Source organism: Streptomyces sp. NPDC058459 (genome assembly GCF_042721685.1).
In the GTDB taxonomy this organism is placed as follows: domain Bacteria; phylum Actinomycetota; class Actinomycetes; order Streptomycetales; family Streptomycetaceae; genus Streptomyces.
Genome location: NZ_JBHXLV010000023.1, coordinates 20,621 through 45,800, shown reverse-complemented (window position 1 = coordinate 45,800; position 25,180 = coordinate 20,621). Strand labels below are relative to the sequence as shown.

Below are 25,180 nucleotides of genomic sequence, written 5' to 3'. Positions count from 1 at the left end.
GCGCAGCAGCGCGTCCTCGGCCTTGCGCTGCTTCTCCAGGCGCAGGGCCTCGGCCTCGGCGCGCTGCCGGGCCTCCTCCTCGGCCTGCTTGCGGCGCCGCTCCTCCTCGGCCTTGCGGCGGCTCTCCTCCTCGGCGCGGGCCTTCTCATCCGCGAGCAGCCGCTGACGCTCCTCCTCGGCACGGCGGTGCGCCTCCTCGGCGCGACGGCGGGCCTCCTCCTCCTGCCGCTCGGTCTCGCGGCGCTGCGCCTCCTCCAGCTCGCGGCGCTTGCGCTCCTCCTCCTCGGCGCGCAGGCGGGCCAGCTGCTCCTGGCGCTCGCGTGCCACGCGTTCTTCCTCGGCCTTGCGGGCGGCCTCGGCCTCGGCCTTGCGGCGGGCCTCCTCCTCGGCCTTGATCCGCGCCTCCTCCCGGGCCTTGATCTCGGCCTCGGAGAGCGGCAGCACGGTGTCGAGCCGGTGCCGGATCACGGAGGTGACGCCCTCGGGCTCCTGGCCCGCGTCCACGACCAGGTAGCGGCCGGGGTCGGCGGCGGCGAGGGTGAGGAAACCGGACCGCACGCGCGCGTGGAACTCGGCAGGCTCCGACTCCAGCCGGTCCGGCGCCTCGGTGAAGCGCTCCCGCGCGACCTCCGGCGGCACGTCCAGCAGGACGGTCAGATGCGGGACGAGACCGCCGGTGGCCCAGCGGTTGATGCGGGCGATCTCGGTCGGCGAGAGGTCCCGGCCGGCGCCCTGGTAGGCGACGGAGGAGTCGATGTACCGGTCCGAGATGACGACGGCGCCGCGCTCCAGGGCGGGCCGTACGACGGTGTCGACGTGCTCGGCGCGGTCGGCGGCGTACAGCAGGGCCTCCGCGCGGTGCGACAGGCCGGCCTCGGACACGTCCAGCAGGATCGAGCGCAGCCGCTTGCCCACGGGCGTGGCTCCCGGCTCGCGGGTGACGACCACCTCGTGGCCCTTGGCCCTGATCCACTCGGCGAGGGCCTCGGCCTGGGTGGACTTGCCGGCGCCGTCACCGCCCTCCAGGGAGATGAAGAAACCGTTCCCCGCGGGGGCGGTGACCGGGTCGTCGCCGCCGAGCAGGGCGTCCTTGATGTCCTGGCGCAGCGGGATGCCCGAGCGGTCGTCGACCTTGGCGAGGACCAGCACGGCCACCGGGAGCAGCAGCGCGCCGACCAGCATCAGGGTGAAGGAGGCACCGCCGTGCGCGAAGACGAAGCGGCCGTTCTCCAGCCGGTGGCGGCCGATGAGCCCGGCGACGACCGGGGCGATCAGGGCGCCGAGCGCCATGAAGACCCGGACGACGGCGTGCAGGTGCTCGGTGATCCGGCCCCGGCGGGAGTCCTCGGTCTCCTGGTCGAGCAGGGCGTGCCCGGTGTTGGCGGAGATGCCCGCGCCGACACCGGCCAGGGTGAGGATCAGCAGGACGGTGGTGACGTCCGGGACGAGTCCGGCGGCCAGCAGGGCGATGCCGGTGAGCGCGATGGCCAGGGCGAGCAGCCGGCGCCGGGACAGCGAGGGCAGCAGCGCGGGCGCGGTACGGATGCCGACGCCGACACCACCGGTCAGGCCCAGCACCAGCAGACCGTAGAGGACCGGGCCGCCGCCCAGGTCGGAGGCGTGCAGCACGCACACCGCGACGGCGGCGGCGATGGCTCCGGCCACGGCGGCGCAGGCGACGACCAGCAGCAGCACGGCGCCCGTGCGGCCCTTGTCGACGCCGGTGCCGGTACGCGGGCGGCGCAGGCCCTCCAGCGGCGAGCGCGGGCGCGGGGTGCGCGTGCCGGGCAGCTTCAGGGCGGTCAGCACCGACACGGACGCGGCGAACAGGCCGGCCGCGACATAGGCCGCGAGGGCCGCGTGGTGCTGGTCGAACCAGGCGATGCCGGTGCCCAGCAGGTTGTTGAACAGGGAGGCGGTGACCAGGGCGGCGGCGGCCAGCGGCAGTGCCACGAAGCCGGTGCGCAGCGACAGGCGGCGCAGCGCGTCCAGGTGGTCGGGCAGCGGCCGCACCGACGCGCCCTCGGGGGGCGGGGTGGGCAGCAGCGCGGGGGCCGCGCTCTCCCGGCACACCGTCCACAGCCGCTCGGCCACGCCGGTGACGAAGGCGGTGGCCAGCAGCACGGTCAGGGCGCTGTCCGGTGTCCAGTCGATCCACAGGGGCGCCACGATCAGCAGCGCGGCCCGCAGGCCGTCGGCGCCGACCATGGTCCAGCGCCGGTCGAGCGGACCGTCCTGGGCGGTGAGCGTGGTCAGCGGGCCGAGCAGGACGGCGCCGAAGAGCACGGCGGCCAGCACCCGGGCGCCGAAGACCGTCGCCACCGCGAACGCCGCGCCCCGGTACCCCCCGCCGAAGGAGCCCTCGGCTACGGCCGCCTGAAGGACGAGCACCACCAGCACGAGCAGCGCGAGGGCGTCACCGACACCGCTCACGAGCTGCGCGCTCCACAGGCGGCGCAGGTCGGGGCGGCGCAGCAGTGAACGGACGGCGCGCTCGCGGGAATCCGCGACCAGTGCGTCGTCCGGTGCTGGTTGGGGGGCCGTTGGCTGCTCGGCTCGCGTCATGCGTTCAGCCTATCCGCAGCCACCCACCCCCATGCCTCCCTCGTCCCCACCCCTTCCCTGACCCTCACCCCTTGATCCCTTAAGGGGCGCACGCCGGAGCGCGGAACACCCCGGTACCGCGACCGGTACCGGGGTGTTCCACCATCACGCGTGCGAGAGGGGGGCGTCAGTCCTGCGAGCCGGAGCCCGTCGCCTTGGCCGCCGTGGTCTTCTTGGCGGTCGTCTTCTTCGCCGTGGTCTTCTTGGCGGCCGTCGTCGTCTTCTTGGCCGCCGTCTTCTTGGCGGCGGTCTTCTTCGCCGGGGCCGTCTTCTTCGCGGTGGCCTTCTTCGCCGTCTTCTTGGCGGGCGCCTTCGCCCGCTTCTCGGCGAGCAGCTCGAAGCCGCGCTCGGGGGTGATCTCCTCCACGCTGTCGCCGGAGCGCAGAGTGGCGTTGGTCTCCCCGTCGGTGACGTACGGACCGAAGCGGCCGTCCTTGACCACGACCGGCTTGGCGGAGACCGGGTCCTCGCCCAGCTCCTTCAGCGGCGGCTTGGCCGCGGCCCGGCCACGCTGCTTGGGCTGGGCGTAGATCGCCAGCGCCTCTTCCAGCGTGATGGTGAAGAGCTGCTCCTCGGCCGTGAGCGACCGCGAGTCCGTGCCCTTCTTCAGGTACGGGCCGTAGCGGCCGTTCTGCGCGGTGATCTCCACGCCCTCGGCGTCGGCTCCGACCACGCGGGGCAGCGACATCAGCTTCAGGGCGTCCTCGAGCGTGACCGTGTCGAGCGCCATGGACTTGAAGAGCGAGGCGGTACGCGGCTTGACCGCGTTCTTGCCCGTCTTCGGGGTGCCCTCGGGGAGCACCTCGGTGACATACGGGCCGTAGCGGCCGTCCCTGGCGATGATCTGGTGGCCGCTGACCGGGTCGGTGCCCAGCTCGAAGTCGCCGCTGGGCTTGGCCAGCAGTTCCTCGGCCAGCCCCACGGTCAGCTCGTCCGGCGCCAGCTCCTCGGGGACGTCCGCGCGCTGGTGCTGCTCGGTGTCCTTCTCGCCCCGCTCGATGTACGGGCCGTAGCGGCCGACGCGCAGCACGATGCCGTCGCCGACCGGGAACGAGGACACCTCGCGGGCGTCGATCGCGCCCAGGTCGGTGACCAGTTCCTTCAGGCCGCCGAGGTGGTCGCCGTCGCCGTTGCCCGCGTCCGCCGCGGCGCCGGACTGGGTGCCCTCGCCGAAGTAGAAGCGCTTGAGCCACGGCACCGCCTGGGCCTCGCCGCGCGCGATGCGGTCGAGATCGTCCTCCATGCGGGCGGTGAAGTCGTAGTCGACGAGCCGTCCGAAGTGCTTCTCCAGCAGGTTGACGACGGCGAAGGACAGGAAGGACGGCACCAGGGCCGTGCCCTTCTTGAAGACGTAGCCGCGGTCCAGGATGGTGCCGATGATCGACGCGTAGGTCGACGGGCGGCCGATCTCGCGCTCCTCCAGCTCCTTGACCAGGGACGCCTCGGTGTAGCGGGCCGGGGCCTTGGTGGCGTGGCCGTCGACCGTGATCTCGTCGGCGGCCAGCGGGTCGCCCTCGGAGACCTGGGGCAGCCGGCGCTCGCGGTCGTCCAGCTCGGCGTTCGGGTCGTCGGCGCCCTCGACGTACGCCTTCAGGAAGCCGTGGAAGGTGATCGTCTTGCCGGAGGCGCTGAACTCGACGTCCCGGCCGTCGGCGGAGCTGCCGCCGATCTTGACGGTGACGCTGTTGCCGGTCGCGTCCTTCATCTGGGAGGCGACGGTCCGCTTCCAGATCAGCTCGTACAGCCGGAACTGGTCGCCGGTCAGGCCGGTCTCGGCGGGGGTGCGGAAGCGGTCGCCGGAGGGGCGGATCGCCTCGTGCGCCTCCTGCGCGTTCTTGACCTTGCCCGTGTAGGAGCGCGGCTGCGGCGGGAGGTAGTCGGCGCCGTACAGCTGCGTGACCTGGGCGCGGGCGGCACCGATGGCCGTCTCGCTCAGCGTCGTGGAGTCCGTACGCATGTACGTGATGTAGCCGTTCTCGTACAGCTTCTGGGCGACCTGCATGGTCGCCTTCGCGCCGAAGCCGAGCTTGCGGCTGGCCTCCTGCTGGAGGGTCGTCGTACGGAACGGGGCGTACGGCGAGCGGCGGTACGGCTTGGACTCCACCGAGCGCACGGAGAACCGGGTGGTCTCCAGCGCGGCGGCGAGCGCGCGGGCGGCTCCCTCGTCGAGGTGGAGGGTGTTCGCGCTCTTGAGCCGACCGAGCGAGTCGAAGTCGCGGCCCTGGGCGACACGCCGGCCGTCGACGCTCTGCAGACGGGCGACCAGCGAGGACGGGTCCGAGGAGTCGCCCGCGCGGCCGGTGGCGAAGGTGCCGGTCAGGTCCCAGTACTCGGCGGAACGGAAGGCGATGCGCTCGCGCTCGCGCTCGACGATGAGCCGGGTGGCGACGGACTGGACGCGGCCCGCCGACAGCCGCGGCATGACCTTCTTCCACAGGACCGGCGAGACCTCGTAGCCATAGAGGCGGTCAAGGATGCGGCGGGTCTCCTGGGCGTCGACCAGCTTCTTGTTCAGCTCGCGCGGATTGGCGACGGCCTCGCGGATCGCGTCCTTGGTGATCTCGTGGAAGACCATCCGCTTGACGGGGATCTTCGGCTTGAGGACCTCCTGGAGGTGCCAGGCGATGGCCTCGCCCTCACGGTCCTCATCGGTGGCGAGGAAGAGTTCGTCGGAGTCCTTCATCAGGTCCCGGAGCTTCTTGACCTGGGCCTTCTTGTCCGCGTTGATGACATAGATCGGCGCGAAGTCGTGTTCCACGTCCACACCGAGGCGGCGGACCTCACCGGTGTACTTCTCCGGCACCTCCGCGGCGCCGCTGGGAAGGTCACGGATGTGCCCGACGCTCGCCTCGACTACGTATCCGGGGCCGAGGTAGCCCTTGATCGTCTTCGCCTTGGCAGGCGACTCGACGATGACGAGTCGGCGGCCGCCCTGTGCGGTCTCGCTGGTCGGGGACAACTTCGCTCTTCTCTCCGGTCGGCGCTGGGAATCCTCCCCAGGCGCTCGTCCCTGGGGTCGCGGCGTGCGGTGGCTGGTGTGACGCTGCGGAGTGTGACGGTACATCCCGCCCCCGTGTCAAACGGGAAAAGCCCACAACGGCCACTCGAACGGTAACCCGACTACCGCCATTCCTGCCGCCCGGAGTACCCGCCGAGTCCGCACCCCATACCCGGACCCGGTCGCTCCGACCGCCGCCGCGCCGGCCCGGCCGGCCCCGTCAGGGACGCGTCAGGCAGTACCCGGCCAGTCCCAGCGAGACGATGGCGGTGGCCCCGGCGAACACCGCCGATGCGACCCGGTTCACACCCACGGCGACCGGTTCGGCGCGGTACACCCGCACCGTGGTCCATACCGCCAGAGCCCCTCCGAACAGGGCGAACACCGCTCCCGCGAACACCGCCGGCACGCTCTCCATGATCTGGTCCATCCTTCCCGCGCCCTCCCGCGCCCTCGGCGCGGTCCGCTCCGATCCAGCGCGGGGAGGCTGCCACGCCGGAAGAACGGCAGGGCGACGCCAGGGTGAACGGACGGGGCCGGCTCGCTCACCGCCGGGGTGGCACACGTCACTTTCCGGCCTTTTCGCCGTTCCGCCCCGTGCCCCCGGCATACGACGATGATCCGGCCGCCCGTCCACCGGCCCGGGTACGCCGGGTACGCCGAGTACGACAACCGGATCAGCCGACGCACCCCGCGCCCGGCGGCTCAGCCCACCGGTTCCAGGAAGCCCTGCTCCACCAGCAGCCGGATCTGCGCGGGCGTACGGTCCCGCAGCACCACGGGGTCCTCGCCGACCAGCTGGGCGATGGCGTCCAGGATGACGCCGGCGCTCAGCGAGCCGTCGCACACGCCCGCGAAACCGGCGCCGATGGTGTCCACCTTCGTCGCCCGGCGCATGCCCCGGTGCTGACGGAGCACCACATGCTCGGGGTCCTCCGCGCCGGGCAGCCCGACCTGCTCCTGCACGACCTCGTCGGCGAGCCTGAAGTGGCCCTCCAGCAGGGCCGCGTCGTCGTGCGCGCGAAGGTGGTCCACGCGCGCGAAGTGGTCCCGGATGGTGTCGCCGAGGGGCTGCTCGACCGGGTGCGGCCACTCCTCGACGGTGACGGAGGGCCCGGCCGCGCCGGTGCGGCGCAGGGTGATCCAGCCGAAGCCGACCGCCTTCACCTTGCGCGCCTCGAACTCGTCCAGCCACGCGTCGTACCGCGACTGGTACTCCGCCCGGTCCTCCCGGTGGTCCCCGGCGTCCCTGAGCCACAGCTCGGCGTACTGAGTGATGTCCTGGACCTCGCGCTGCACGATCCACGCGTCGCACCCGCGCGGCACCCAGGAGCGCACCCGGTCCTGCCAGTCCTCCCCCTCCACGTGCTGCCAGTTGGCGAGGAACTGCGCGAACCCGCCCTCGTTCAGCCTCTCCCCCGCCTGCTGGACGAGGGAGCGGCACAGATCGTCGCCGCTCATCCCGCCGTCGCGGTAGGTGAGCCGGGCGCCGGGCGAGATGACGAAGGGCGGGTTGGACACGACCAGGTCGAACGTCTCGTCGCCCCGGACCGGTTCGAACAGCGAGCCCTCGCGCAGCGCGGCGGCGGGCGCCCCGGAGAGGGCGAGGGTGAGCGCGGTGATGTGCAGGGCGCGCGGGTTGAGGTCGGTGGCGGTCACCCGGGTCGCGTGCTGGGCGGCGTGCAGCGCCTGGATGCCGGAACCGGTGCCCAGGTCGAGCGCGGCGGCGACGGGGGTGCGCACGGTGATTCCGGCCAGGGTGGTGGAGGCGCCGCCGACGCCGAGGACCACGCCCTCGTCCCGGCTGCCGATGCCGCCCGCCCCGCCGACCGCGCAGCCGAGGTCGGACACGATGAACCAGTCCTCGCCGTCGGGCCCGCCGTAGGGGCGCACGTCGACGGTGGCGGCCAGTTCGTCGCCGCCCACGGGCGCGAGCCAGCCGGCGTCCACCGCGTCCCGGACCGGCAGGACGTCCGTCAGCCGGGCGCGCGACACCGGCTGCTGGAGCAGGAAGAGCCGCACCAGGTTCTCCAGCGGCGTGTCGCCGCGGGTGGCGCGCAGGGCGGGCACGGTCTCGCTGCGGGCGAGCGCGGCGTACGCGGGCGCACCGAGCAGCTCTAGCAGGCCGTCCGCGGTGAAGGAGGCCGACAGCAGGGCGTCGCGCAGGCTGGCGGCCGCCTCGGGCCGGTCGGTGGCGGGCAGGGGGGCGGAGCCGGAGTCAGTCACGACCCCATTGTGGCCCGGCGCGCGGCCCTGGGTCCGCCGCCGTCAGCCGTTCGCGGGGGGTGCCGTCGGTTGCCGGCGGGGGGTGCCGTCAGTGGTCGGCGGCGGATGCTCAGTGGTCGGCGGCGGGTGCCGTCAGCTCTTGGCGGCCGGTGTCGAGGCGGAGACCTTGCAGCTCTGCTGCTCGGCGATCGCCTCCTTGACGTCGCCCTGTTCCAGCCGCTTCAGCGCCTCGGTGCCGCTGCTGCTCTGGCGGCCGATCTGCTTGGTCTGGTCGGCGACCTCGTGCAGACCCTTGGCGAACTTGCCCTGGTCCTTGGTGTCCAGCCCGTCGACCTTCTTCTTCAGGTCGGCGTAGGAGGCGGCCAGGGTGTCGAGGTTCTGGACCGCGTCCTGCTGCCGCTTGGCCCCGCCCTCGACCCCGGGGGGAGCGCCCGCGCCGTTGATGGCGGTGGCGATGGCCTTGTAGCCGTCGGACATGTCCTGGAACGCCTGCGCGTACGTCTCCTTGGCCGTCTTCGGCTCCAGGTCGCTGTCGCTGGCGATCCTGGCGATCCCGGCGTTGGCCGCCTTGATCTTGGTGTACTGCGCGGGCACCGCGTCGCACACCTTCTTCGCCCACACACCCAGTTTGGGGTCGGGGCCACCGCCGTCGTCGCTGCCGCAACCCGTCAGCGCCGTTATCAGTACCGCGCCGCCGGACAGGGCGGCCGCGAGCTTCTTGTTCACCGGATCGGTCCCTTCCATGCTGTCGGCCACCGGAATCTACACGGCGGAGCGAGACCCTCCGCACGACGGACGCCCTATAAGCAGACTTTTGTGGTGCTTCGCACCGTGCGAGAGAAGGCTCACGGCCGACGGACCGCCCCATACGCGCGAGCGGGCGGCGACGCGTCAACGCGCCGTCCGCCCGCCCGTCGCCAGGGCCGCGGGCCGGGTCTACGGAACCACCGCCGGAGGCGTGGAGTTGGACACCTCACCTGCGTCCTCGTCCTCCACGGCGATCCCGCGCCGCTTGGACACGTACACCGCGACGACGATCACCAGCAGCGCAGCCACCGCGACCAGTACGCGGACGAGCACGCTGCTGCTGCCGCCGTAGGAGAACTTGATCACGGCGGGCGCGATGAGCAGCGCGACCAGGTTCATCACCTTCAGCAGAGGGTTGATCGCCGGGCCCGCGGTGTCCTTGAAGGGGTCGCCGACCGTGTCGCCGATCACCGTGGCCGCGTGCGCCTCGCTGCCCTTGCCGCCGTGGTTGCCGTCCTCCACCAGTTTCTTGGCGTTGTCCCAGGCGCCGCCGGAGTTGGCCAGGAACACGGCCATCAGCGTGCCCGCGCCGATGGCGCCCGCCAGGAAGGCACCGAGGGCGCCGACCCCGAGGGTGAACCCGATGAAGATCGGCGCCAGCACGGCGAGCAGTCCGGGGGTGGCCAGCTCGCGCAGGGCGTCCCTGGTGCAGATGTCGACGACCCGGCCGTACTCGGGCTTCTCCGTGTAGTCCATGATCCCCGGCCGCTCGCGGAACTGCCGCCGCACCTCGAACACCACCGAACCGGCCGAGCGCGACACGGCGCTGATGGCGAGTCCGGAGAAGAGGAAGACGACGGCCGCGCCCGCGATGAGACCGACCAGGTTGTTGGGCTGGGAGATGTCCATCGACAGGGTCAGCGGCGAGCCCGGCCCGGCGAGCCGCTCCCCCACGTCCGCCACGCCCGTGGTGATCGCGTCCCGGTACGAGCCGAAGAGTGCCGCGGCCGCGAGCACGGCGGTGGCGATGGCGATGCCCTTGGTGATGGCCTTGGTGGTGTTGCCGACCGCGTCCAGGTCGGTGAGCACCTGGGCGCCCGCGCCCCGCACGTCCGAGGACATCTCGGCGATGCCCTGGGCGTTGTCGGAGACCGGGCCGAAGGTGTCCATGGCGACGATCACACCGACCGTGGTCAGCAGCCCGGTCCCGGCGAGCGCCACCGCGAACAGCGCCAGCATGATCGAGGTACCGCCGAGCAGGAACGCGCCGTACACGCCGAGGCCGATCAGCAGCGCGGTGTAGACGGCGGACTCCAGGCCCAGCGAGATGCCGGAGAGGACGACCGTGGCGGGGCCGGTGAGCGACGTGCGCCCGACGTCGCGGACCGGGCGGCGGCTGGTCTCGGTGAAGTAGCCGGTCAGCTGCTGGATCACGGCGGCGAGCAGGATGCCGATGGCGACGGCGACCAGCGCCAGCACCCTCGGGTCGCCGTCCTTGCCGCTGACCGCCGCGTCGGTCACACCGGCCAGCTCGGAGTAGCGGCCGGGGAGATAGAGGTAGACCGCGATCGCGACCAGCGCGAGGGAGATCACGGCGGAGACGAAGAAGCCCCGGTTGATGGCACTCATCCCGCTGCGGTCGGCGCGGCGCGGGGCGACCGCGAAGATGCCGATCATCGCGGTGACCACGCCGATGGCCGGCACCAGCAGCGGGAAGGCGAGCCCGGCGTCACCGAAGGCGGTCTTGCCGAGGATCAGCGCGGCCACCAGGGTGACGGCGTAGGACTCGAAGAGGTCGGCCGCCATGCCCGCGCAGTCGCCGACGTTGTCGCCCACGTTGTCCGCGATGGTCGCGGCGTTGCGCGGGTCGTCCTCCGGGATGCCCTGCTCGACCTTGCCGACCAGGTCGGCGCCGACATCGGCGGCCTTGGTGAAGATGCCGCCGCCCACCCTCATGAACATGGCGATCAGCGCGGCGCCCAGGCCGAATCCCTCCAGCACCTTGGGCGCGTCGGCCGCGTAGACCAGCACCACGCAGGAGGCGCCGAGCAGGCCGAGGCCCACGGTGATCATGCCGACGACACCGCCCGTGCGAAATGCGATCTTCATCGCCTTGTGCGAGACGACGGTGAGATCTCTTTCCGCTTCTCCCTCTCGCGGAGTCGCCTCTCGCGCGGCGGCGGCGACGCGCACATTGCTGCGTACGGCGAGCCACATGCCGATATAGCCGGTGGCCGCTGAGAAAACCGCGCCGATCAGGAAGAACACCGAGCGGCCGGCCCGTTGGTTCCAGTCGTCCGCGGGAAGCAGCAGAAGCAGGAAGAACACGACGACGGCGAATACGCCGAGGGTGCGCAACTGCCGGGCCAGATACGCCTTGGCGCCTTCCTGGACCGCCTCAGCGATCCGCCGCATGCGTTCGGTGCCCTCGCCCGCCGACAGCACCTGGCGCACCAGGATGCCCGCGACGGCCAGCGCCGCAAGGGCCACTGCCGCGATCACGGCGACCAGGGCGCGGTTGCCGTCGGTCAGGACCACGGCAGCGAGGGATGCGGATCGACCCGCCTGACCAGGGATGGATAGCCCCGCCATTCGTCCTCCTCGACGCTTGGGCTGAGCTCAGGATGTGGACGGACTTGCAGCAACTCGGTCGTGTTCCCGACCGGGCACGGTAAACAGAATTGCCCGCCACTTACCCTTTAGCAAACGATCGGGTGGAGGACCAGAGCACCGAACCCGGACGGCGTAATGCCCCCGAGGCATTCACGGTCGGGGGTGCACCGATGCGATCTTCGAGGGTTTCCGGTAGTGAATTCCCGCCCCGCGATTCCCCGGCCGGGGGGCGACTCGGCCCGGAAGTGACCGGAAACGGCACGAGGGACCCCGCGTGTACAGGGCCCCTCGTATGCCATGGGTCGCGCGGTGCGCGGGCGGATCAGCCGCGGGTCAGATCAGTACGGCCGGCGGCGAGACGGTCGGCCAGGACATGCGGATCAGGCCGCCGCTCGCGCCGGTGGTGACCTCGACGTCGTCCACGAGGCCGCTGATGACCGCGAGGCCCATCTCGTCCTCCTCGGCCTCCACGTCCGCGTCGGCTGCGGCGCCGCCGGCCACCCGCTCGGCGGGCACGGCGTGCGGGGCCTCGTCGCCGACCTCAATGGAGAACAGCTTCTCCTCCTCGATCAGCGCCACCTTCACCGGCGCGGTGATGCCGACGCTCTGGTGGAGCCCGACCGCGCGGGAGCACGCCTCACCGACCGCGAGGCGGACCTCGTCGAGCACGGCCTCGTCCACTCCGGCCCTGCGCGCCACCGCGGCCGCCACCAGACGGGCGGTCCGGACGTGCTCGGGCAGCGCGCTGAAGCGGAGTTCGACAGTGGCCATGCATCCCCCTCGCGTCCTACGGGTGTGCGGTGCGGGGCCGGGGCCGCCGAAAGACCGCACGCCCACGATGAGACTTCTGCGCCCCGGGCTCCTACGGAACGGAACCGAGGCGGGGCCCACCGGCGACCGGACCGCACAGACGGCCCGGACCCGGCGAACGACCCTGATCAGTCGGTGGCCGCCACCGCTTCCTCGACCGAGGTGTGGATCGGGAACACCTTGGTGAGGCCGGTGATACGGAAAATCTTCAGAATGCGCTCCTGGTTGCAGACCAGGCGGAGCGAGCCCTCATGGGCGCGCACCCGCTTCAGGCCGCCAACCAGCACGCCGAGCCCGGTGGAGTCGAGGAAGTCCACGCCCTCCATGTCGACGACGAGGTGGAAATTGCCGTCGTTCACCAGCTCGACCAACTGCTCGCGCAGCTTGGGCGCGGTGTACACATCGATTTCGCCACCGACCTCGACGACCGTACGATCGCCGACGGTACGGGTCGACAGGGACAGGTCCACGAATCCTCCAGCACCTTGCTATCGAGCGGTCGTCCCTCGGGACATCCCGGCTTACGGCCCTTGGAACACATCGCCAGCCGCGATGGCATTCAATCACTTACCGGCAGGTGTGCACGACGCCTTGGCTCCATTGTCCGTCAAGCCGGTGACACACTCGGTGCCGATGGCCAAGAATCACCGACCCGATCACCCCCAGCCGGACCCGGCGTCCCGCCCGTCTCCGGAGACGGTTCTGCACCGGCTCAGCTCCGGTCCGGGCAGGTCCGCGCGCATCACTCATACGGAGCACTTGCCCCCGCGTGCGGGCCGCCATGCCGTCTGGCCGGACCGGATTCGTGCCGAGGTGATCGCGGCGGTCCGGGAGCGGGGGATCGAGCACCCCTGGGCCCACCAGGCGCTGGCCGCCGAGCACGCCCTGGACGGCGACTCGGTGGTCGTCGCCACCGGCACCGCCTCCGGCAAGTCCCTGGCCTATCTGATGCCGGTGCTCTCCAGCCTGCTGGACGGCTCCGAGGCGCCGAACGGCCGGGGTGCCACCGCCCTGTACCTCTCCCCGACCAAGGCCCTGGCCGCCGACCAGTGCCGTGCGGTGCGGGAACTCGCCGGGCCCCTGGGCAACGCGGTGCGGCCCGCCGTCTACGACGGCGACACCCCGTTCGAGGAACGCGAGTGGGTCCGGCAGTACGCCGACTACGTCCTGACCAACCCGGACATGCTGCACCGGGGCATCCTGCCCTCCCACCCGCGCTGGGCCTCGTTCCTGAAGTCGCTCAAGTACGTCGTCATTGATGAGTGCCACACCTACCGGGGCGTCTTCGGCTCGCACGTCGCCCAGGTGCTGCGCCGGCTGCGCAGACTGTGCGCCCGCTACGGCGCGTCGCCCGTCTTCCTGCTGGCCTCCGCCACGGCCGCCGAGCCTGCCGTGGCCGCCCGCCGGCTGACCGGGCTGCCGGTGGTCGAGGTCGCCGACGACGCCTCCCCGCGCGGGGAACTCGTCTTCGCCCTCTGGGAGCCCCCACTCACCGAACTGCACGGCGAGAAGGGCGCCCCGGTGCGCCGCACCGCCACCGCCGAGACGGCCGACCTGCTCACCGACCTCACCGTGCAGGGCGTGCGCTCGGTCGCCTTCGTCCGCTCCCGGCGCGGCGCCGAACTGATCTCGGTCATCGCGCAGCAGCGCCTCGCCGAGGTCGACCGCTCCCTGGTCCGGCGTGTCGCCGCCTACCGCGGCGGCTACCTCCCGGAGGAGCGCCGCGCCCTGGAACGCGCCCTGCACTCCGGCGAACTCCTCGGGCTCGCCGCCACGACCGCCCTGGAGCTGGGCGTGGACGTCTCCGGCCTGGACGCGGTGGTGATCGCCGGCTACCCGGGCACCCGCGCCTCCCTGTGGCAGCAGGCGGGCCGCGCCGGACGCTCGGGGCAGGGCGCCCTGGCGGTCCTGGTGGCCCGCGACGACCCGCTGGACACCTACCTCGTCCACCATCCGGAGGCCCTGTTCGACCGCCCGGTGGAGTCCACGGTCCTCGACCCGGACAACCCCTACGTCCTCGCCCCGCATCTGTGCGCGGCGGCCGCCGAGATCCCGCTGACCGAGGCCGACCTCGAACTCTTCGGCCCGGTCAGCGCCGAGGTGCTCACCCAGCTTGAGGCCGCCAGGCTGCTACGCCGCCGCACCCGGGCCTGGCACTGGACGCGCCGGGAACGCGCCGCCGACCTGACCGACATCCGGGGCACCGGCGGGCCTCCGGTGCAGATCGTGGAGGAGGGCACCGGGCGCCTGCTCGGCACGGTCGACGCCGAGGCCGCGCACTCCGCCGTCCACGAGGGTGCGGTCCACCTCCACCAGGGCCGCACCTACCTGGTGCGCTCGCTCGACCTGAAGGACTCCGTCGCCCTGGTCGAACGAGCCGACCCGCCGTATTCGACCGCCGCCCGCGACACCACGTCCATCGCCGTCCTGGAGACGGAGACCGAGATCCCGTGGGGCTCCGGCCGCTTGTGCCTCGGTTCGGTCGAGGTCACCAACCAGGTGGTCTCCTTCCTGCGCAGACGCCTGATCACCGGTGAGGTGTTGGGCGAGACGAAACTCGATCTTCCTCCGCGTACGCTCCGCACCCGCGCGGTGTGGTGGACGGTCACCGAGGACCAGCTCGACGAGGCCCGGATCAACCCCGAGATCCTCGGCGGCGCCCTGCACGCAGCCGAGCACGCCTCGATCGGCATGCTGCCCCTCTTCGCCACCTGCGACCGCTGGGACATCGGCGGGGTCTCGGTACCGCTGCACCCCGACACGCTGCTCCCCACGGTCTTCGTCTACGACGGCCACCCCGGCGGGGCGGGCTTCGCCGAGCGCGCCTTCCACACCGCACGCGCCTGGCTGACGGCCACCCGTGAGGCCATCGCCGCCTGCGAGTGCGAGGCCGGCTGCCCCTCCTGCGTCCAGTCCCCCAAGTGCGGCAACGGCAACGAGCCGCTGCACAAGCGGGGGGCGGTGCGGCTCCTCACGACGCTGTTGCGGGGAGCGCCCGAGGAACCGGGGACGGACGGGGCGGGTGCGGAGGCGTCCGAGGGGACGGGCTAGGGGCCGGGGCCCGACGAGGCCGGCGCCGGGGGCGCTGCGGCCGACGGGTCCGGTGGGGCTTGGGCGCCGGGGCCCGGCGACGCGTGGGCCGGACCGACCTCGGCCGACGGGTCCGGCGGTCCCGCTCTCGCCCGTACCTCCGCCGCGAACGGCCCCTGTCCCGAGCCCGCGCTCACGTCCGAGGTCTCGCCGACGAGCGCGCACCGCACCAGCCGCGCGCCCTGGGCCGACGCCACCCGGCGCCCCGCGGCGCAGGCGGCCTCCGCGCCCTCGGCCCAGTGGTCCGCCGCCGCGAGCGCCGCCAGATCGGCCGCGCCCGCCGCCCGGTGCCGTACCACGACGGCGTGCCCGAGCCCGAGTACCGCGCCGAACACCCCGCAGAGCAGCGCGATGACCCCGAGACTCCAGACGGTGGCCGAACCCCGGTCGCCGCTCCGGCACCTCATGGCCCCGCCTCCCCGGCTCGTACCGCCTCCTCGGCGGCGGCCACGGCCTCCTCCCGCACCTCGAACGGCAGCCCCGTCAGCACCGGCGGTCTCGCCACCACTGTCACGCGGACCTGTTCGCCCTCGCGGGAGACACCGACCGTCGCCCCGCCCGGTGCCGCCTCACGGGCCAGCCGCACCACCTCGTCCGGCGGGTCCTGGCGGGCGGCGGCCCGCGCTCCGGCGCGGGCGGCGTCCACGCACCGGATCTGGGCGGCCACGGCGAGCAGCCCCCAGACCAGCGCCATGGTGAACGCCACCAGCACCGACAGCACCACGGCCGCCTCCGCCGTCACGAACCCACGGTCCGCGCCCCGTTCACATCCGCGCACTGAGCGCTCGTTTCACGATGCCCTGGAGTTCCGCCTTGACCTGGCCGCTGGTGACTACCTCGTAGAGCAGCAACGCGAACCCGACCGCCGCGATGATCCCCATCGCGTACTCGGAGGTCACCATTCCGGCGTCCCTGCGGCACCGTCCGCGGAGCAGCGCCCATGTCCTGCCGGCCTTTTCTCGCATTTCACGTTCCTTTCTTCGCAGCTTCGTCGTCGTTGTCGTGCACGTCCGTCAGGGCCCACCACCTCCCAGCGCACCGCCCGCGAGGCCGATCACCACGGGCAGGACGCCGACCGCGATGAAGGCGGGGAGGAAACACAGCCCGACCGGCGCCGAGATCAGTACGGCCGCCCGGCGGGCCCGGACCGTGGCCGCACGTATCGACTCCGCCCGCGTGTCCGAGGCGAGCCGGGCCACCGGGCCGGCCGCCGGGAGCCCGGACCGGTCGGCCCGCTCCAGCAGCCGAGCCAGCGCCCCGGCACCGGGCAGCGCCGTCAACCGGGCCCAGGCGTCCGCCGGTTCGCCGCCGAGCCGGGCTTCCGCCGCGCCCCGCGCCAGCGCCTCACCGACCGGACCGCCGAGCGCCTCCCCCGCCGCCTGTGCGGCGACGACCGGACTCGCGCCGGACTCGATGCAGGCCGCCAGCAACTCGGCGGCGAGCGGGAGTTGGCGAGACGCGGCGGCCGTATCATGAACCTCCGCCGCAGGCCGTGCCGCCGCCCGGCGCTCCTGCCATCGCCACAGCACCGCACCGGCCCCGAGCCCGACCAGCGCTCCGAAGACCCCGCCGACCACCGCCCACGTCCCGCACCCCAGCCCGGCCACCGGAAGCCACTTCCTGGCCGCGTCGGCGACCGCGAGGGAGCGACCGGCACCGGGAGGTCCCACGGCCAGCAGCTCCGCCGCCCTCCGCCGCGCCAGGCGCCGTTGCCGCACCAGCTCGAGCCGACGGCCTGCCCGGCCGAGCGCGACGGCCATCACCATGGCCAACCCCAGGCTGTGGACGACATCGCCGCTCACGCCGCCTCAGCTCCCCGCACGATCCGCGCCGCCCACCACACCCCGGCGCCCTCGAACAGCGCCCCCGCCACCAGGCAGCCCAGCCCGGCCCCCGTGTGCAGGAGCACCCGCAACGGGTCCGCGCCCATGGCCGCGCCGAGGAGCAGCCCGAGCAGGGGCAGCACCGCCAGCAGCAGGGCCGTGGCTCGGGCACCGGACAACTGAGCCCGCAGATCGGCACGTTGGTCCCGTTCCGCGCGCAGGGCCTCGTCCAGCCGGCCGAGACCGGCGGCGAGCCCCGCCCCCTGATCCACCGCGACCCGCCAGCAGGCGGCCAGTCCCGACAGTCCCTCGGCACCCGGCTGCCGGGCGGCCAGGGCAAGCGCCCCCGGCACATCACCGCCGAACCGGGCCGCCGCGATCACCGCCGCCTGCGCCTCTCCCAGGCCCCCGGAGTCCCGCTCGGCCCGCAGCAACGCCTCGCCCGGTTGCTGCCCGGCGCGGACCTCGCCGGCGAGCACCCCGCACAGGGCGATCACCGCGTCCGCACGGCGCTCCCTCGCCAGCCGGGCCCGCCGCGCCTTCGCCACCCGGCGCAGCAACGGCACCCCGGCGGCACCCGCGATCACCGGGATGACCGAGACCCCGGCCAGCGCCAGCACCAGTCCCGCCACCAGTGACCACCACTCGGCGCCCACCCGGTCGTGCAGCCGCCGCAGTTCACGAAGGCACCGCTGCCAGGGCGCCGCCCCGCCGTCCACCGCTTTGGCGCTCGCGAACAGCAGCCTCGCCCGCCGCGCCCCCTGGTGCCGTGCGTTCAGCAGCCAGGCCATGCCTCCGGCGCAGGCCAGCCCCGCGCCCAGCGCCGTGTCTCCCACGCCGACATCAGCCATCGCCGGCCACCTCGCTCCCCGTACCGTCGGACAGCAGCTTCCGCAGCCGCTCCCAGCCGCGCTCCGGCGCGAAGGCCCGTTCGCCCCAGCGCAGGGCCGGTACCGTCCGAACCAGCCCCGAGGTGTCCCGCTCCAGCACGTGCACCTCCGCGATCCGGCGCCGCCCGGCGCGGTCCCGCACCAGGTGGATCACCACCGACAGCGCCGCCGCCAACTGGCTGTGCAGTGCGGCCCGGTCGAGCCCGGCCGCCGTCCCCAGCGCCTCCAGCCGGGCCGGTACATCGGCGGCCGCGTTGGCGTGCACGGTGCCGCATCCGCCTTCGTGCCCGGTGTTGAGCGCGGCCAGCAGATGCACCACCTCGGGGCCGCGCACCTCCCCGACGACCAGCCGGTCGGGCCGCATCCGCAGCGCCTGCCGGACCAGGTCCTCCAGCGTGACCAGTCCGGCGCCCTCCTGGTTCGCGGGCCGCGTCTCCAGCCGGACCACATGCGGGTGGTCCGGCCGCAGTTCGGCCGAGTCCTCGGCCAGCACGATCCGGTCACCGGGACCGACCAGGCCGAGCAACGCGCTCAGCAGCGTCGTCTTGCCGGTTCCGGTGCCGCCGCTGACGAGGAAGGACAGCCGGGCACCCACCAGCGCCCGCAGCAGCCCCTCACCGCCGGGCGGGAGCGTGCCCGCGCGGGTCAGCTCGCCGAGGGTGAACGCGCGGGGGCGCGCCACGCGCAAGGACAGGCAGGTGCAGCCGACCGCCACCGGGGGCAGTACCGCGTGCAGCCGGGTCCCGTCGGGGAGGCGGGCGTCCGCCCAGGGGCGCGCGTCGTCCAGACGGCGTCCGGCGACGGCGGCCAGCCGCTGCGCGAGCCGTCGCACCGCCGGGGCGTCAGGGAAGGTGACCCCGGTCAGCTCCAGGCCGCCGCCCCGGTCCACCCACACCCGGTCCGGCGCGGTGACCAGCACATCGGTGACGCTCGGGTCGGCCAGCAGCGGCTCCAGCGGTCCGGAGCCGACGAGTTCGGAGCGCAGTTGCTCCGCCGCGCCGAGCACCTCTGCGTCGCCCAGTACCCGGCCCTGTTCGCGCAGGGCCTGCGCCACGTGTGCGGGGGTGGGTTCGGCACCGCTCTCGGCGAGCCTGCGCCGGACGCCGTCGAGGAGGGCCGCACCGTCGGCCCGGTCGAGTCCGGGAAGCGTCATCGGGGGCCTCCCGCCTCGGCCAGCGCCTGCTCCCAGAAGGCGGTACAGAAGCGCGAAAGCGGGCCGCGTCCGGCCGCACCAGGTGGTCTGGCGGTGCTCCGGGGCCGCAGCAGGGCGGGCTCGACGGGCACGGTGCCGATCAGCGGCAGCCCGAGCAGCCGGGCGACCTCGTCCTCGTCGAGCCCCGGTGCGTACGGCCCTCTGACCGCGATCCTCAGGTCCCGCACCACCATGCCCATGGCGGACGCGACCCGGCCGGCCGCCGCCAGGGCGCGCAGCTCCGCAGGTACGACGAGCACCGCGAGGTCGAGCTGGGCGAGGGCTTCGGCGACGCCGTCGTCCAGCCGGCGCGGGAGGTCGACGACCACCGTGCCGCCGCGCCGCCGGGCGGCGGCGAGCACCGCGCGGACGGCCTGGGACGGCACGGCCAAGCAGTCGCCCCGGTCCCAGCTGAGCACGCGCAGCGCGTGCAGTTCGGGCAGTGACTCCTCCAGGGCGCCGCCGCTGACCCGGCCGCGCGAGGCGGCGAAGGCGGGCCAGCGCAGCCCTTCCGCGGTCTCGCCGCCGAGGAGCACATCGAGGCCGCCGCCCAGTGGGTCGGCGTCCACCAGCAGGGTGCGCAGACCTCGGCGGGCGGAGGTGACGGCGAGGGCGCAGGCGAGGGTCGAGGCCCCGGCACCGCCCCGGCCGCCGATGACGCCGACCGTGAGGGCGGGGCGGCCGACGCCCTCGGCCACGTCGGCGAGGCGGTCGATCAGCCACTGCTCGCCGTCGGGCAGCACCAGCACATGGTCGGCGCCGATCCCGACCGCGCGTTTCCATACGTCCGGGTCGTCCTGGTCACGGCCGATCAGGACGACTCCGCGGCGCCGCGCGGCGCCGCGCACCCGGCGGGCGGCGTCGTCGCCGACCAGGACGAGGGGCGCGCCGTCCCATCCCCCGCCGTGGTCCGGGACACCGTGGTGGACCTCCGGGGTGGCGCCGGCAGCCGCGCACAGGCGCAGCAGATCGTCGAGCAGTGCCGCGTCCTCGGTGACGATGAGCGGCCGTCCCGGTCGGCCGGCCGTGGCCGGTGGTGGATCGTGCGCGACGGTTCCCGTCATGGTGTTCCCCCTTCACTGCGTCTTCCGCGCCGCCCTCTCGGCCACGCGATTCCCGAAGATGTGGAGAACCGGTAACGGCCTCCATATGAACGGCCGACAGAAACCGGCCATACACGCCCGGCAATGCGATCCGGCCATGAACGGGCCCGGATCAGGAGCGCTGGAATCACGATGCGGCGATCCGCGAAATCATGTGGATCTTGGTCGAAAACTGTGGACGGCGGAGCGTCTGTGAATAACTTCGTCACTCATACCGGTGATGCCCGTACTGACTGTGTACGAGTTCCCGAGCGCACTCTGATGATTACCCTAAGTAATCGATCGTGGGCATGACGAAAGGGCGGCCGCAGCCGCCCGCCGCCGGTCTCGCACCGGCCGAAGAAGGGGGAAAACGCGTCCGGACATGCGACGACCCCCGCCGGGGGGGAGAGCGGGGGTCGTCCCCACGGCCGACTCGGGGGGGGAGGAGCCGGACCGGGGTTAGCACGGTCGCGAACGATCCGTGACTTCCATGGTGTACCCGAGAGCCCTCTCAGGCAAACCCACACGCGCCAGCTTACGCCGAATGGTGGGCGCCTATGCTCGGGGATGTGGAAAACCACTCCTTGCCCCGCGCAGCGGCCTTCTTCGACCTGGACAAGACGGTCATTGCGAAGTCCAGCACACTCACCTTCAGCAAGTCCTTCTACCAAGGCGGACTGATCAACCGCAGGGCGGCCCTGCGTACCGCGTATGCCCAGTTCGTGTTCCTGGTCGGCGGTATGGACCATGACCAGATGGAGCGCATGCGGGAGTACCTCTCCGCACTGTGCCGGGGCTGGAACGTGCGGCAGGTCAGAGAGATCGTGGCCGAGACCCTGCACGACCTGATCGACCCGATCATCTACGACGAGGCCGCCTCCCTGATCGAGGAGCACCACACCGCCGGACGTGACGTCGTGATCGTGTCCACGTCGGGGGCCGAGGTGGTGGAGCCGATCGGCGAGCTGCTCGGCGCCGACCGGGTGGTCGCCACCCGGCTGGTGATCGGCGAGGACGGCTGCTTCACCGGGGAGGTGGAGTACTACGCGTACGGTCCCACCAAGGCCGAGGCGATCCGGGAACTGGCCGCCTCCGAGGGGTACGACCTCGACCGGAGCTACGCCTACAGCGACTCGGTCACCGACCTGCCGATGCTCCAGGCCGTCGGCCACCCGCACGCGGTGAACCCCGACCGCGCGCTGCGCCGGGAGGCCGTCTCGCGCGGCTGGCAGATCCTCGAGTTCCGCAAGCCGGTCCGGCTCAAGCAGCGCCTGCCCGCCCTGTCCGCACCCCGCCCGGCGGTCGTCGCGGTGGCGGCCCTGGGTGCGGCGGCCGCGACCGCCGGCCTCGTCTGGTACGCCAGCAAGCGCCGGGGCGCGAGCGCCTGACCGATTCACCCGTTTTTGGGGGTAAAAGTAAAGAAGTGCGAGCAGGGGTTCCGGTTGCTCCGCGGTTGCAGTACAAAGGGAGCAGCGGCCTGCGGGACCAAGGACATCCGAGAGGATTCCCTCCCACTACGCATGTGGCCCCACGGACCTCGCATGAACACAGGGCACCCACGCGACGTCGGACCGTCGATTACGGGCCTGCTGCACCAGGGACGGGCAAAGCCCCCGACCTGATGGGCGCTACAAGAGGACGCTTGGTCACCCGGTGAACATGCCAGCGGCGGTACGAGAACTCGTACCGCCGCAACCCTGTGCGGGCCCCCTTGCGCGGGGGCCCTTCGTATGACCGGTCAGGCCGCTCCGCGCTGGAGCGCCTCGCACACGGCCGTCGACTCACGCGCCCCCAGCTCGACGGCCCGGCCGCAGTGGGCGATCCAGGAGGCCATGCCCTCGGGGGTGCCGGAGACATAGCCGTCGAGCGCGGCGAGGTAGGTGGCGCGGCCCAGTTCCGCCAGACCCACCTCGGCCGGACACACCGATTTCGGGTCCAGGCCGCTGCCGATCAGGACGATCCGCTCGGCCGCGCGTGCCACCAGCCCGTTGTGGGAGGTGAAGGGGCGCAGCGCGAGGATCTCGCCGTGCACCACGGCGGCCGTCACCAGCGCGGGCGCGGCGGACCCGGTGATGATCAGCCGTGCGAGGCCGTCCAGGCGCCCGGAGACCTCCGGAGCGTCCGGCAGAGGCAGCTCGATCAGCGGCTCGTCGGCGAGTTCGCCCGCGCGGCGCGGGCGGCCGACCTCGTCGTCGTCGCCGGCTGCGGCCACCATGTGCAGCCGGGCCAGCACCCGCAGCGGGGACTGCCGCCAGATGGACAGCAGTTGCCCGGCCTCGGCGGTGAGCCGGAGAGCGGCGCCCATGACCTGCGCCTCGCCGCCCGTACTGAAGTCGCTGCGCCGCCGCACCTCCTCCAGGGCCCAGTCGGCGCCGGACAGCGCCGCCGAGCCGCGGGCGCCGCGCAGGGCCGCCTCGGAAGTGACGGCGTGGCTGCGACGGCGCATGATCCGGTGGCCGTAGACCCGGTCCACGGCCTTGCGCACGGATTCCACGGAGTCGGCCACGCCGGGCAGCGAGCCCAGGGCCGCAAGGGGGTCCCCCCTGTTCGAGCTCGTTCCAGAGCTCGGGGGAGGATCTGCGGTCGCTCCTGTCGTACTCATGAGGTCGACCCTACGCGCCCGCCCCTCCGGCCGACCGGCACCCCGTCTTCGGCCGCACACCCCTCGAAGGAGTGACCTTCTCCCACTTCCTGGCACGCAGAGCTACTCATTCACTACGCTTCGTGAACATGAAAATTGCTTTCGTCGGGAAGGGCGGCAGCGGCAAGACCACGCTCTCTTCCCTCTTCGTCCGCCATCTCGCGGCCGCCGGAGCCCCGGTGGTGGCCATCGACGCCGACATCAACCAGCACCTCGGGCCCGCCCTGGGCCTCGACGAGGCCGAGGCGGCGGCGCTGCCCGCCATGGGCGACCGGCTGCCGCTGATCAAGGACCATCTGCGCGGCTCCAATCCGCGGATCGCCTCGGCCGAGACGATGATCAAGACCACCCCGCCGGGCACGGGCTCACGGCTGGTCCGGATCGCCGAGCCCGACGCGATCTACGACGCCTGCGCGCGTCCGGTGGAACTCGACGGCGGTGCCATCCGTCTCATGGTCACCGGCCCCTTCACCGACGCCGATCTGGGAGTCGCCTGCTACCACTCCAAGACCGGAGCGGTGGAGCTGTTCCTGAACCACCTCGTCGACGGCCCCGGCGAGTACGTGGTGATCGACATGACCGCAGGCTCGGACTCCTTCGCCTCCGGCATGTTCACCCGCTTCGACATGACGTTCCTCGTCGCCGAGCCGACCCGCAAGGGGGTCTCCGTCTACCGCCAGTACAAGGAGTACGCCCGCGACTTCGGCGTCACGCTGAAGGTCGTCGGCAACAAGGTCCAGGGTCCGGACGACGTCGACTTCCTGCGTGAGGAGGTCGGGGACGATCTGCTGGTGACGGTCGGGCACTCGGACTGGGTACGCGCCATGGAGAAGGGGCGCCCGCCGCGCTTCGGCCTCCTGGAGGACGGCAACGTCCGCGCGCTGGAGGCGCTCCGCGCCGCCGCCGACGCGACGTACGGGCTGCGCGACTGGGAGCGGTACACCCGGCAGATGGTCCACTTCCACCTGCGCAACGCCCGGTCGTGGGGCGACGAGCGCACCGGGACCGACCTGGCGGCGCAGATCGACCCCGGTTTCGTGCTCGGCGAGAGCATGGCGGCCCCCGCCTGACTCCCCGCCCTACTCCTCCTGCTCGGCGGCCGGTGCGCCCGTGAACCCTGCTGATCGGCCGCTCGGCCGCTCGGCTGCCGATGCTCTCCTGCCCCCTATCGCTTGGCGGCCGGCGCCCCAGGGACGCCCTTCGGCGCCGGGGCCGGGCGGCCGGAGAGCAGGGTCGCCCAGCCCTGCTTGGGTGCCTCGCCCACCTCCAGGGTGCGCAGCTTGGCCAAGGTCCCCGGGTCCTGGGCGTCCAGCCAGTCGGTCAGCTCGTGGAACGAGACGCAGCGGACGTCGGGCTTGTTGCACACGCTCTTGACCACGTCCTCGACGGCACGCATGTAGGTGCCGCCGTTCCAGGACTCGAAGTGGTTGCCGATGATCAGGGGTGCGCGGTTGCCGTCGTAGGCGCGGTCGAAGCCCTTGAGGAGGCCGTCGCGCATCTCGTCGCCCCACCGGGCGAACTTGTCGGGGTCGCCCTGGGTCCGGGTGCCGGACTGGTTGACCATGAAGTTGTAGTCCATGGTCAGCTGCTCGAAGGTGTGACCGGGGAAGGGGACGAGCTGCATGGAAAGGTCCCACAGACGTTCCCGCTTCTTCGGCCACACCTGGTTGTCGACGCCGCTGGAGTCGTAGCGGAAGCCCAGCTGGCTCGCCGCCTTGACGAAGTTCTTCTGCCCTTCCAGGCAGGGGGTGCGGGCGCCGATGAGTTCCTTGTCGTAGTCGAAGGGCAGCGGCGACGACTTCTTCAGGCCCGCATTGGTCTTCCAGGTCTTCACGAACTCCTTGGCCTGGCTGATCTCACTCTTCCACTCCGCCACCGACCACTGGCCCACCCCGCCCTCGGGACCGCAGAAGTGGCCGTTGAAGTGGGTGCCGATCTCGTTGCCCTCGAGCCAGGCCAGCCGCGCCTGCCTGGCGGTGTCGGCGATGCCCTGCTCGTCGTTGAAGCCGATGTCGGAGCGGCCCGGCGAGTGCTGCGGCGGCCTGTACAGGTCGCGCTTCTCCTCCGGCAGCATGTACACGCCGCTGAGGAAGAACGTCATGTTCGCGCGGTTGTCCTTGGCGACCTTGCGGAAGTGCGAGAACAGCTTCTGGCTGTCCTCACCCGCGCCGTCCCAGGAGAACACCACGAACTGCGGCGGCTTCTGACCGGCTCTCAGCTTCTCCGGGCGGGGCAGGTGCGGCTGCGCGCCGGTGTAGGAGGTGGACCCGTCGCCGATCAGCCGGACGGCGCTCCGGGGAGCCGGAGCCCCTCTCTGCGGGCCGGGCGCGCCCTCCCTCGGCCCGTCGGAGCCGGCGGCACAGCCGGCGAGGGACGCGGCACCGGCAGCGGCGACCATGGCACAGACGGCGATCCTCTGGGTGGCGGCCATGTTCCGCCCACCTTCTTCCTTCTCTCGGGC

General features: G+C 72.7%; 20 protein-coding genes. 3 read left to right on the top strand and 17 right to left on the bottom strand.

What is annotated here, in order from left to right; genetic code table 11:
- From tmk to bldG, 8 genes are all read right to left on the bottom strand, one after another.
- A partial coding sequence (tmk, locus tag ACFWN1_RS07385) for a dTMP kinase (protein ID WP_384359149.1) occupies nt 1–2,565 on the bottom strand: 2,565 nt, incomplete at its 3' end.
- Between the two features lie 166 nt (nt 2,566–2,731).
- A complete protein-coding gene (topA, locus tag ACFWN1_RS07380; RefSeq protein ID WP_384359147.1) occupies nt 2,732–5,563 on the bottom strand; it encodes a type I DNA topoisomerase in 2,832 nt (943 codons plus the stop codon).
- Between the two features lie 259 nt (nt 5,564–5,822).
- A complete protein-coding gene (locus tag ACFWN1_RS07375) occupies nt 5,823–6,020 on the bottom strand; it encodes a hypothetical protein (RefSeq protein ID WP_384359145.1) in 198 nt (65 codons plus the stop codon).
- Nucleotides 6,021–6,307: 287 nt separating this feature from the next.
- On the bottom strand, nt 6,308–7,828 hold the full coding sequence (locus ACFWN1_RS07370; RefSeq protein WP_384359143.1) for a methyltransferase: 1,521 nt from the start codon (nt 7,826–7,828) through the stop codon (nt 6,308–6,310).
- Between the two features lie 132 nt (nt 7,829–7,960).
- The gene (locus tag ACFWN1_RS07365; RefSeq protein ID WP_384359141.1) at nt 7,961–8,554 is read right to left on the bottom strand and encodes a small secreted protein; all 594 of its coding nucleotides are present in this window, start codon (nt 8,552–8,554) and stop codon (nt 7,961–7,963) included.
- 210 nt (nt 8,555–8,764) lie between these two features.
- Complete coding sequence (locus tag ACFWN1_RS07360; protein ID WP_384359139.1) at nt 8,765–11,167, bottom strand: sodium-translocating pyrophosphatase; 2,403 nt, start codon at nt 11,165–11,167, stop codon at nt 8,765–8,767.
- Nucleotides 11,168–11,521: 354 nt separating this feature from the next.
- A complete protein-coding gene (locus tag ACFWN1_RS07355; protein ID WP_384359137.1) occupies nt 11,522–11,959 on the bottom strand; it encodes an ATP-binding protein in 438 nt (145 codons plus the stop codon).
- Between the two features lie 167 nt (nt 11,960–12,126).
- Nucleotides 12,127–12,468, bottom strand: a complete 342-nt coding sequence (gene bldG / locus ACFWN1_RS07350; protein ID WP_010986038.1) for an anti-sigma factor antagonist BldG — start codon at nt 12,466–12,468, stop codon at nt 12,127–12,129.
- 82 nt (nt 12,469–12,550) lie between these two features.
- Between bldG and ACFWN1_RS07345 the strand changes: the two genes are divergently transcribed.
- Nucleotides 12,551–15,049, top strand: coding sequence for a DEAD/DEAH box helicase (locus ACFWN1_RS07345; RefSeq protein WP_384359135.1), 2,499 nt, complete (start codon nt 12,551–12,553; stop codon nt 15,047–15,049).
- Here the strand turns inward: ACFWN1_RS07345 and ACFWN1_RS07340 are convergent.
- Genes ACFWN1_RS07340 through ssd form a run of 7 tightly spaced genes read right to left on the bottom strand, consistent with a single transcriptional unit; the run spans nt 15,046 to nt 20,057 of the window.
- The gene (locus ACFWN1_RS07340) at nt 15,046–15,495 is read right to left on the bottom strand and encodes an Rv3654c family TadE-like protein (protein ID WP_384359133.1); all 450 of its coding nucleotides are present in this window, start codon (nt 15,493–15,495) and stop codon (nt 15,046–15,048) included. The two genes, ACFWN1_RS07345 and ACFWN1_RS07340, sit on opposite strands and share 4 nt — an antisense overlap.
- Complete coding sequence (locus ACFWN1_RS07335; protein WP_384359131.1) at nt 15,492–15,830, bottom strand: TadE family type IV pilus minor pilin; 339 nt, start codon at nt 15,828–15,830, stop codon at nt 15,492–15,494. Before ACFWN1_RS07335 ends, ACFWN1_RS07340 begins: the two co-directional genes overlap by 4 nt.
- A 22-nt stretch (nt 15,831–15,852) precedes the next feature.
- Nucleotides 15,853–16,053: a DUF4244 domain-containing protein gene (locus tag ACFWN1_RS07330; protein WP_384359129.1), complete on the bottom strand. Its 201-nt coding sequence runs from the start codon at nt 16,051–16,053 to the stop codon at nt 15,853–15,855.
- Between the two features lie 48 nt (nt 16,054–16,101).
- Nucleotides 16,102–16,890 carry a type II secretion system F family protein gene (locus ACFWN1_RS07325; protein ID WP_384359127.1) on the bottom strand — a complete coding sequence of 263 codons (789 nt, stop codon included), beginning with the start codon at nt 16,888–16,890 and terminating at the stop codon, nt 16,102–16,104.
- Entirely contained in the window at nt 16,887–17,762 is an 876-nt protein-coding gene (locus ACFWN1_RS07320; protein ID WP_384359125.1) for a type II secretion system F family protein, read from the bottom strand. The genes ACFWN1_RS07325 and ACFWN1_RS07320 overlap by 4 nt, the downstream gene beginning before the upstream one ends.
- Nucleotides 17,755–18,954, bottom strand: coding sequence for a TadA family conjugal transfer-associated ATPase (locus tag ACFWN1_RS07315; protein WP_384359123.1), 1,200 nt, complete (start codon nt 18,952–18,954; stop codon nt 17,755–17,757). Before ACFWN1_RS07315 ends, ACFWN1_RS07320 begins: the two co-directional genes overlap by 8 nt.
- Nucleotides 18,951–20,057: a septum site-determining protein Ssd gene (gene ssd, locus ACFWN1_RS07310; RefSeq protein ID WP_384359121.1), complete on the bottom strand. Its 1,107-nt coding sequence runs from the start codon at nt 20,055–20,057 to the stop codon at nt 18,951–18,953. Before ssd ends, ACFWN1_RS07315 begins: the two co-directional genes overlap by 4 nt.
- Before the next feature lie 578 nt (nt 20,058–20,635).
- Here ssd and ACFWN1_RS07305 point away from each other — a divergent pair.
- On the top strand, nt 20,636–21,466 hold the full coding sequence (locus ACFWN1_RS07305) for an HAD family hydrolase (RefSeq protein WP_384359119.1): 831 nt from the start codon (nt 20,636–20,638) through the stop codon (nt 21,464–21,466).
- A 350-nt stretch (nt 21,467–21,816) separates the two neighbouring features.
- On the opposite strand, the gene ACFWN1_RS07300 is transcribed toward ACFWN1_RS07305, so the two are convergent.
- Nucleotides 21,817–22,680 (bottom strand): oxidoreductase, encoded by an 864-nt coding sequence (locus tag ACFWN1_RS07300; protein WP_384359117.1) that lies wholly within the window; start codon nt 22,678–22,680, stop codon nt 21,817–21,819.
- 128 nt (nt 22,681–22,808) lie between these two features.
- Between ACFWN1_RS07300 and ACFWN1_RS07295 the strand changes: the two genes are divergently transcribed.
- On the top strand, nt 22,809–23,789 hold the full coding sequence (locus ACFWN1_RS07295) for an ATP-binding protein (RefSeq protein WP_384359115.1): 981 nt from the start codon (nt 22,809–22,811) through the stop codon (nt 23,787–23,789).
- A gap of 95 nt (nt 23,790–23,884) precedes the next feature.
- On the opposite strand, the gene ACFWN1_RS07290 is transcribed toward ACFWN1_RS07295, so the two are convergent.
- Nucleotides 23,885–25,150 (bottom strand): hypothetical protein, encoded by a 1,266-nt coding sequence (locus ACFWN1_RS07290; protein ID WP_384359113.1) that lies wholly within the window; start codon nt 25,148–25,150, stop codon nt 23,885–23,887.
- Nucleotides 25,151–25,180: the final 30 nt, after the last annotated feature.

Coding starts and splice junctions, on each gene's coding strand:
- ACFWN1_RS07375 (WP_384359145.1), bottom strand. CDS start 6,020: ATGGAGAGCGTGCCGGCGGTGTTCGCGGGAGCGGTGTTCGCCCTGTTC.
- ACFWN1_RS07360 (WP_384359139.1), bottom strand. CDS start 11,167: ATGGCGGGGCTATCCATCCCTGGTCAGGCGGGTCGATCCGCATCCCTC.
- ACFWN1_RS07355 (WP_384359137.1), bottom strand. CDS start 11,959: ATGGCCACTGTCGAACTCCGCTTCAGCGCGCTGCCCGAGCACGTCCGG.
- ACFWN1_RS07345 (WP_384359135.1), top strand. CDS start 12,551: ATGGCATTCAATCACTTACCGGCAGGTGTGCACGACGCCTTGGCTCCA.
- ACFWN1_RS07340 (WP_384359133.1), bottom strand. CDS start 15,495: ATGAGGTGCCGGAGCGGCGACCGGGGTTCGGCCACCGTCTGGAGTCTC.
- ACFWN1_RS07330 (WP_384359129.1), bottom strand. CDS start 16,053: ATGCGAGAAAAGGCCGGCAGGACATGGGCGCTGCTCCGCGGACGGTGC.
- ACFWN1_RS07320 (WP_384359125.1), bottom strand. CDS start 17,762: ATGGCTGATGTCGGCGTGGGAGACACGGCGCTGGGCGCGGGGCTGGCC.
- ACFWN1_RS07315 (WP_384359123.1), bottom strand. CDS start 18,954: ATGACGCTTCCCGGACTCGACCGGGCCGACGGTGCGGCCCTCCTCGAC.
- ssd (WP_384359121.1), bottom strand. CDS start 20,057: ATGACGGGAACCGTCGCGCACGATCCACCACCGGCCACGGCCGGCCGA.
- ACFWN1_RS07305 (WP_384359119.1), top strand. CDS start 20,636: ATGCTCGGGGATGTGGAAAACCACTCCTTGCCCCGCGCAGCGGCCTTC.
- ACFWN1_RS07300 (WP_384359117.1), bottom strand. CDS start 22,680: ATGAGTACGACAGGAGCGACCGCAGATCCTCCCCCGAGCTCTGGAACG.
- ACFWN1_RS07295 (WP_384359115.1), top strand. CDS start 22,809: ATGAAAATTGCTTTCGTCGGGAAGGGCGGCAGCGGCAAGACCACGCTC.
- ACFWN1_RS07290 (WP_384359113.1), bottom strand. CDS start 25,150: ATGGCCGCCACCCAGAGGATCGCCGTCTGTGCCATGGTCGCCGCTGCC.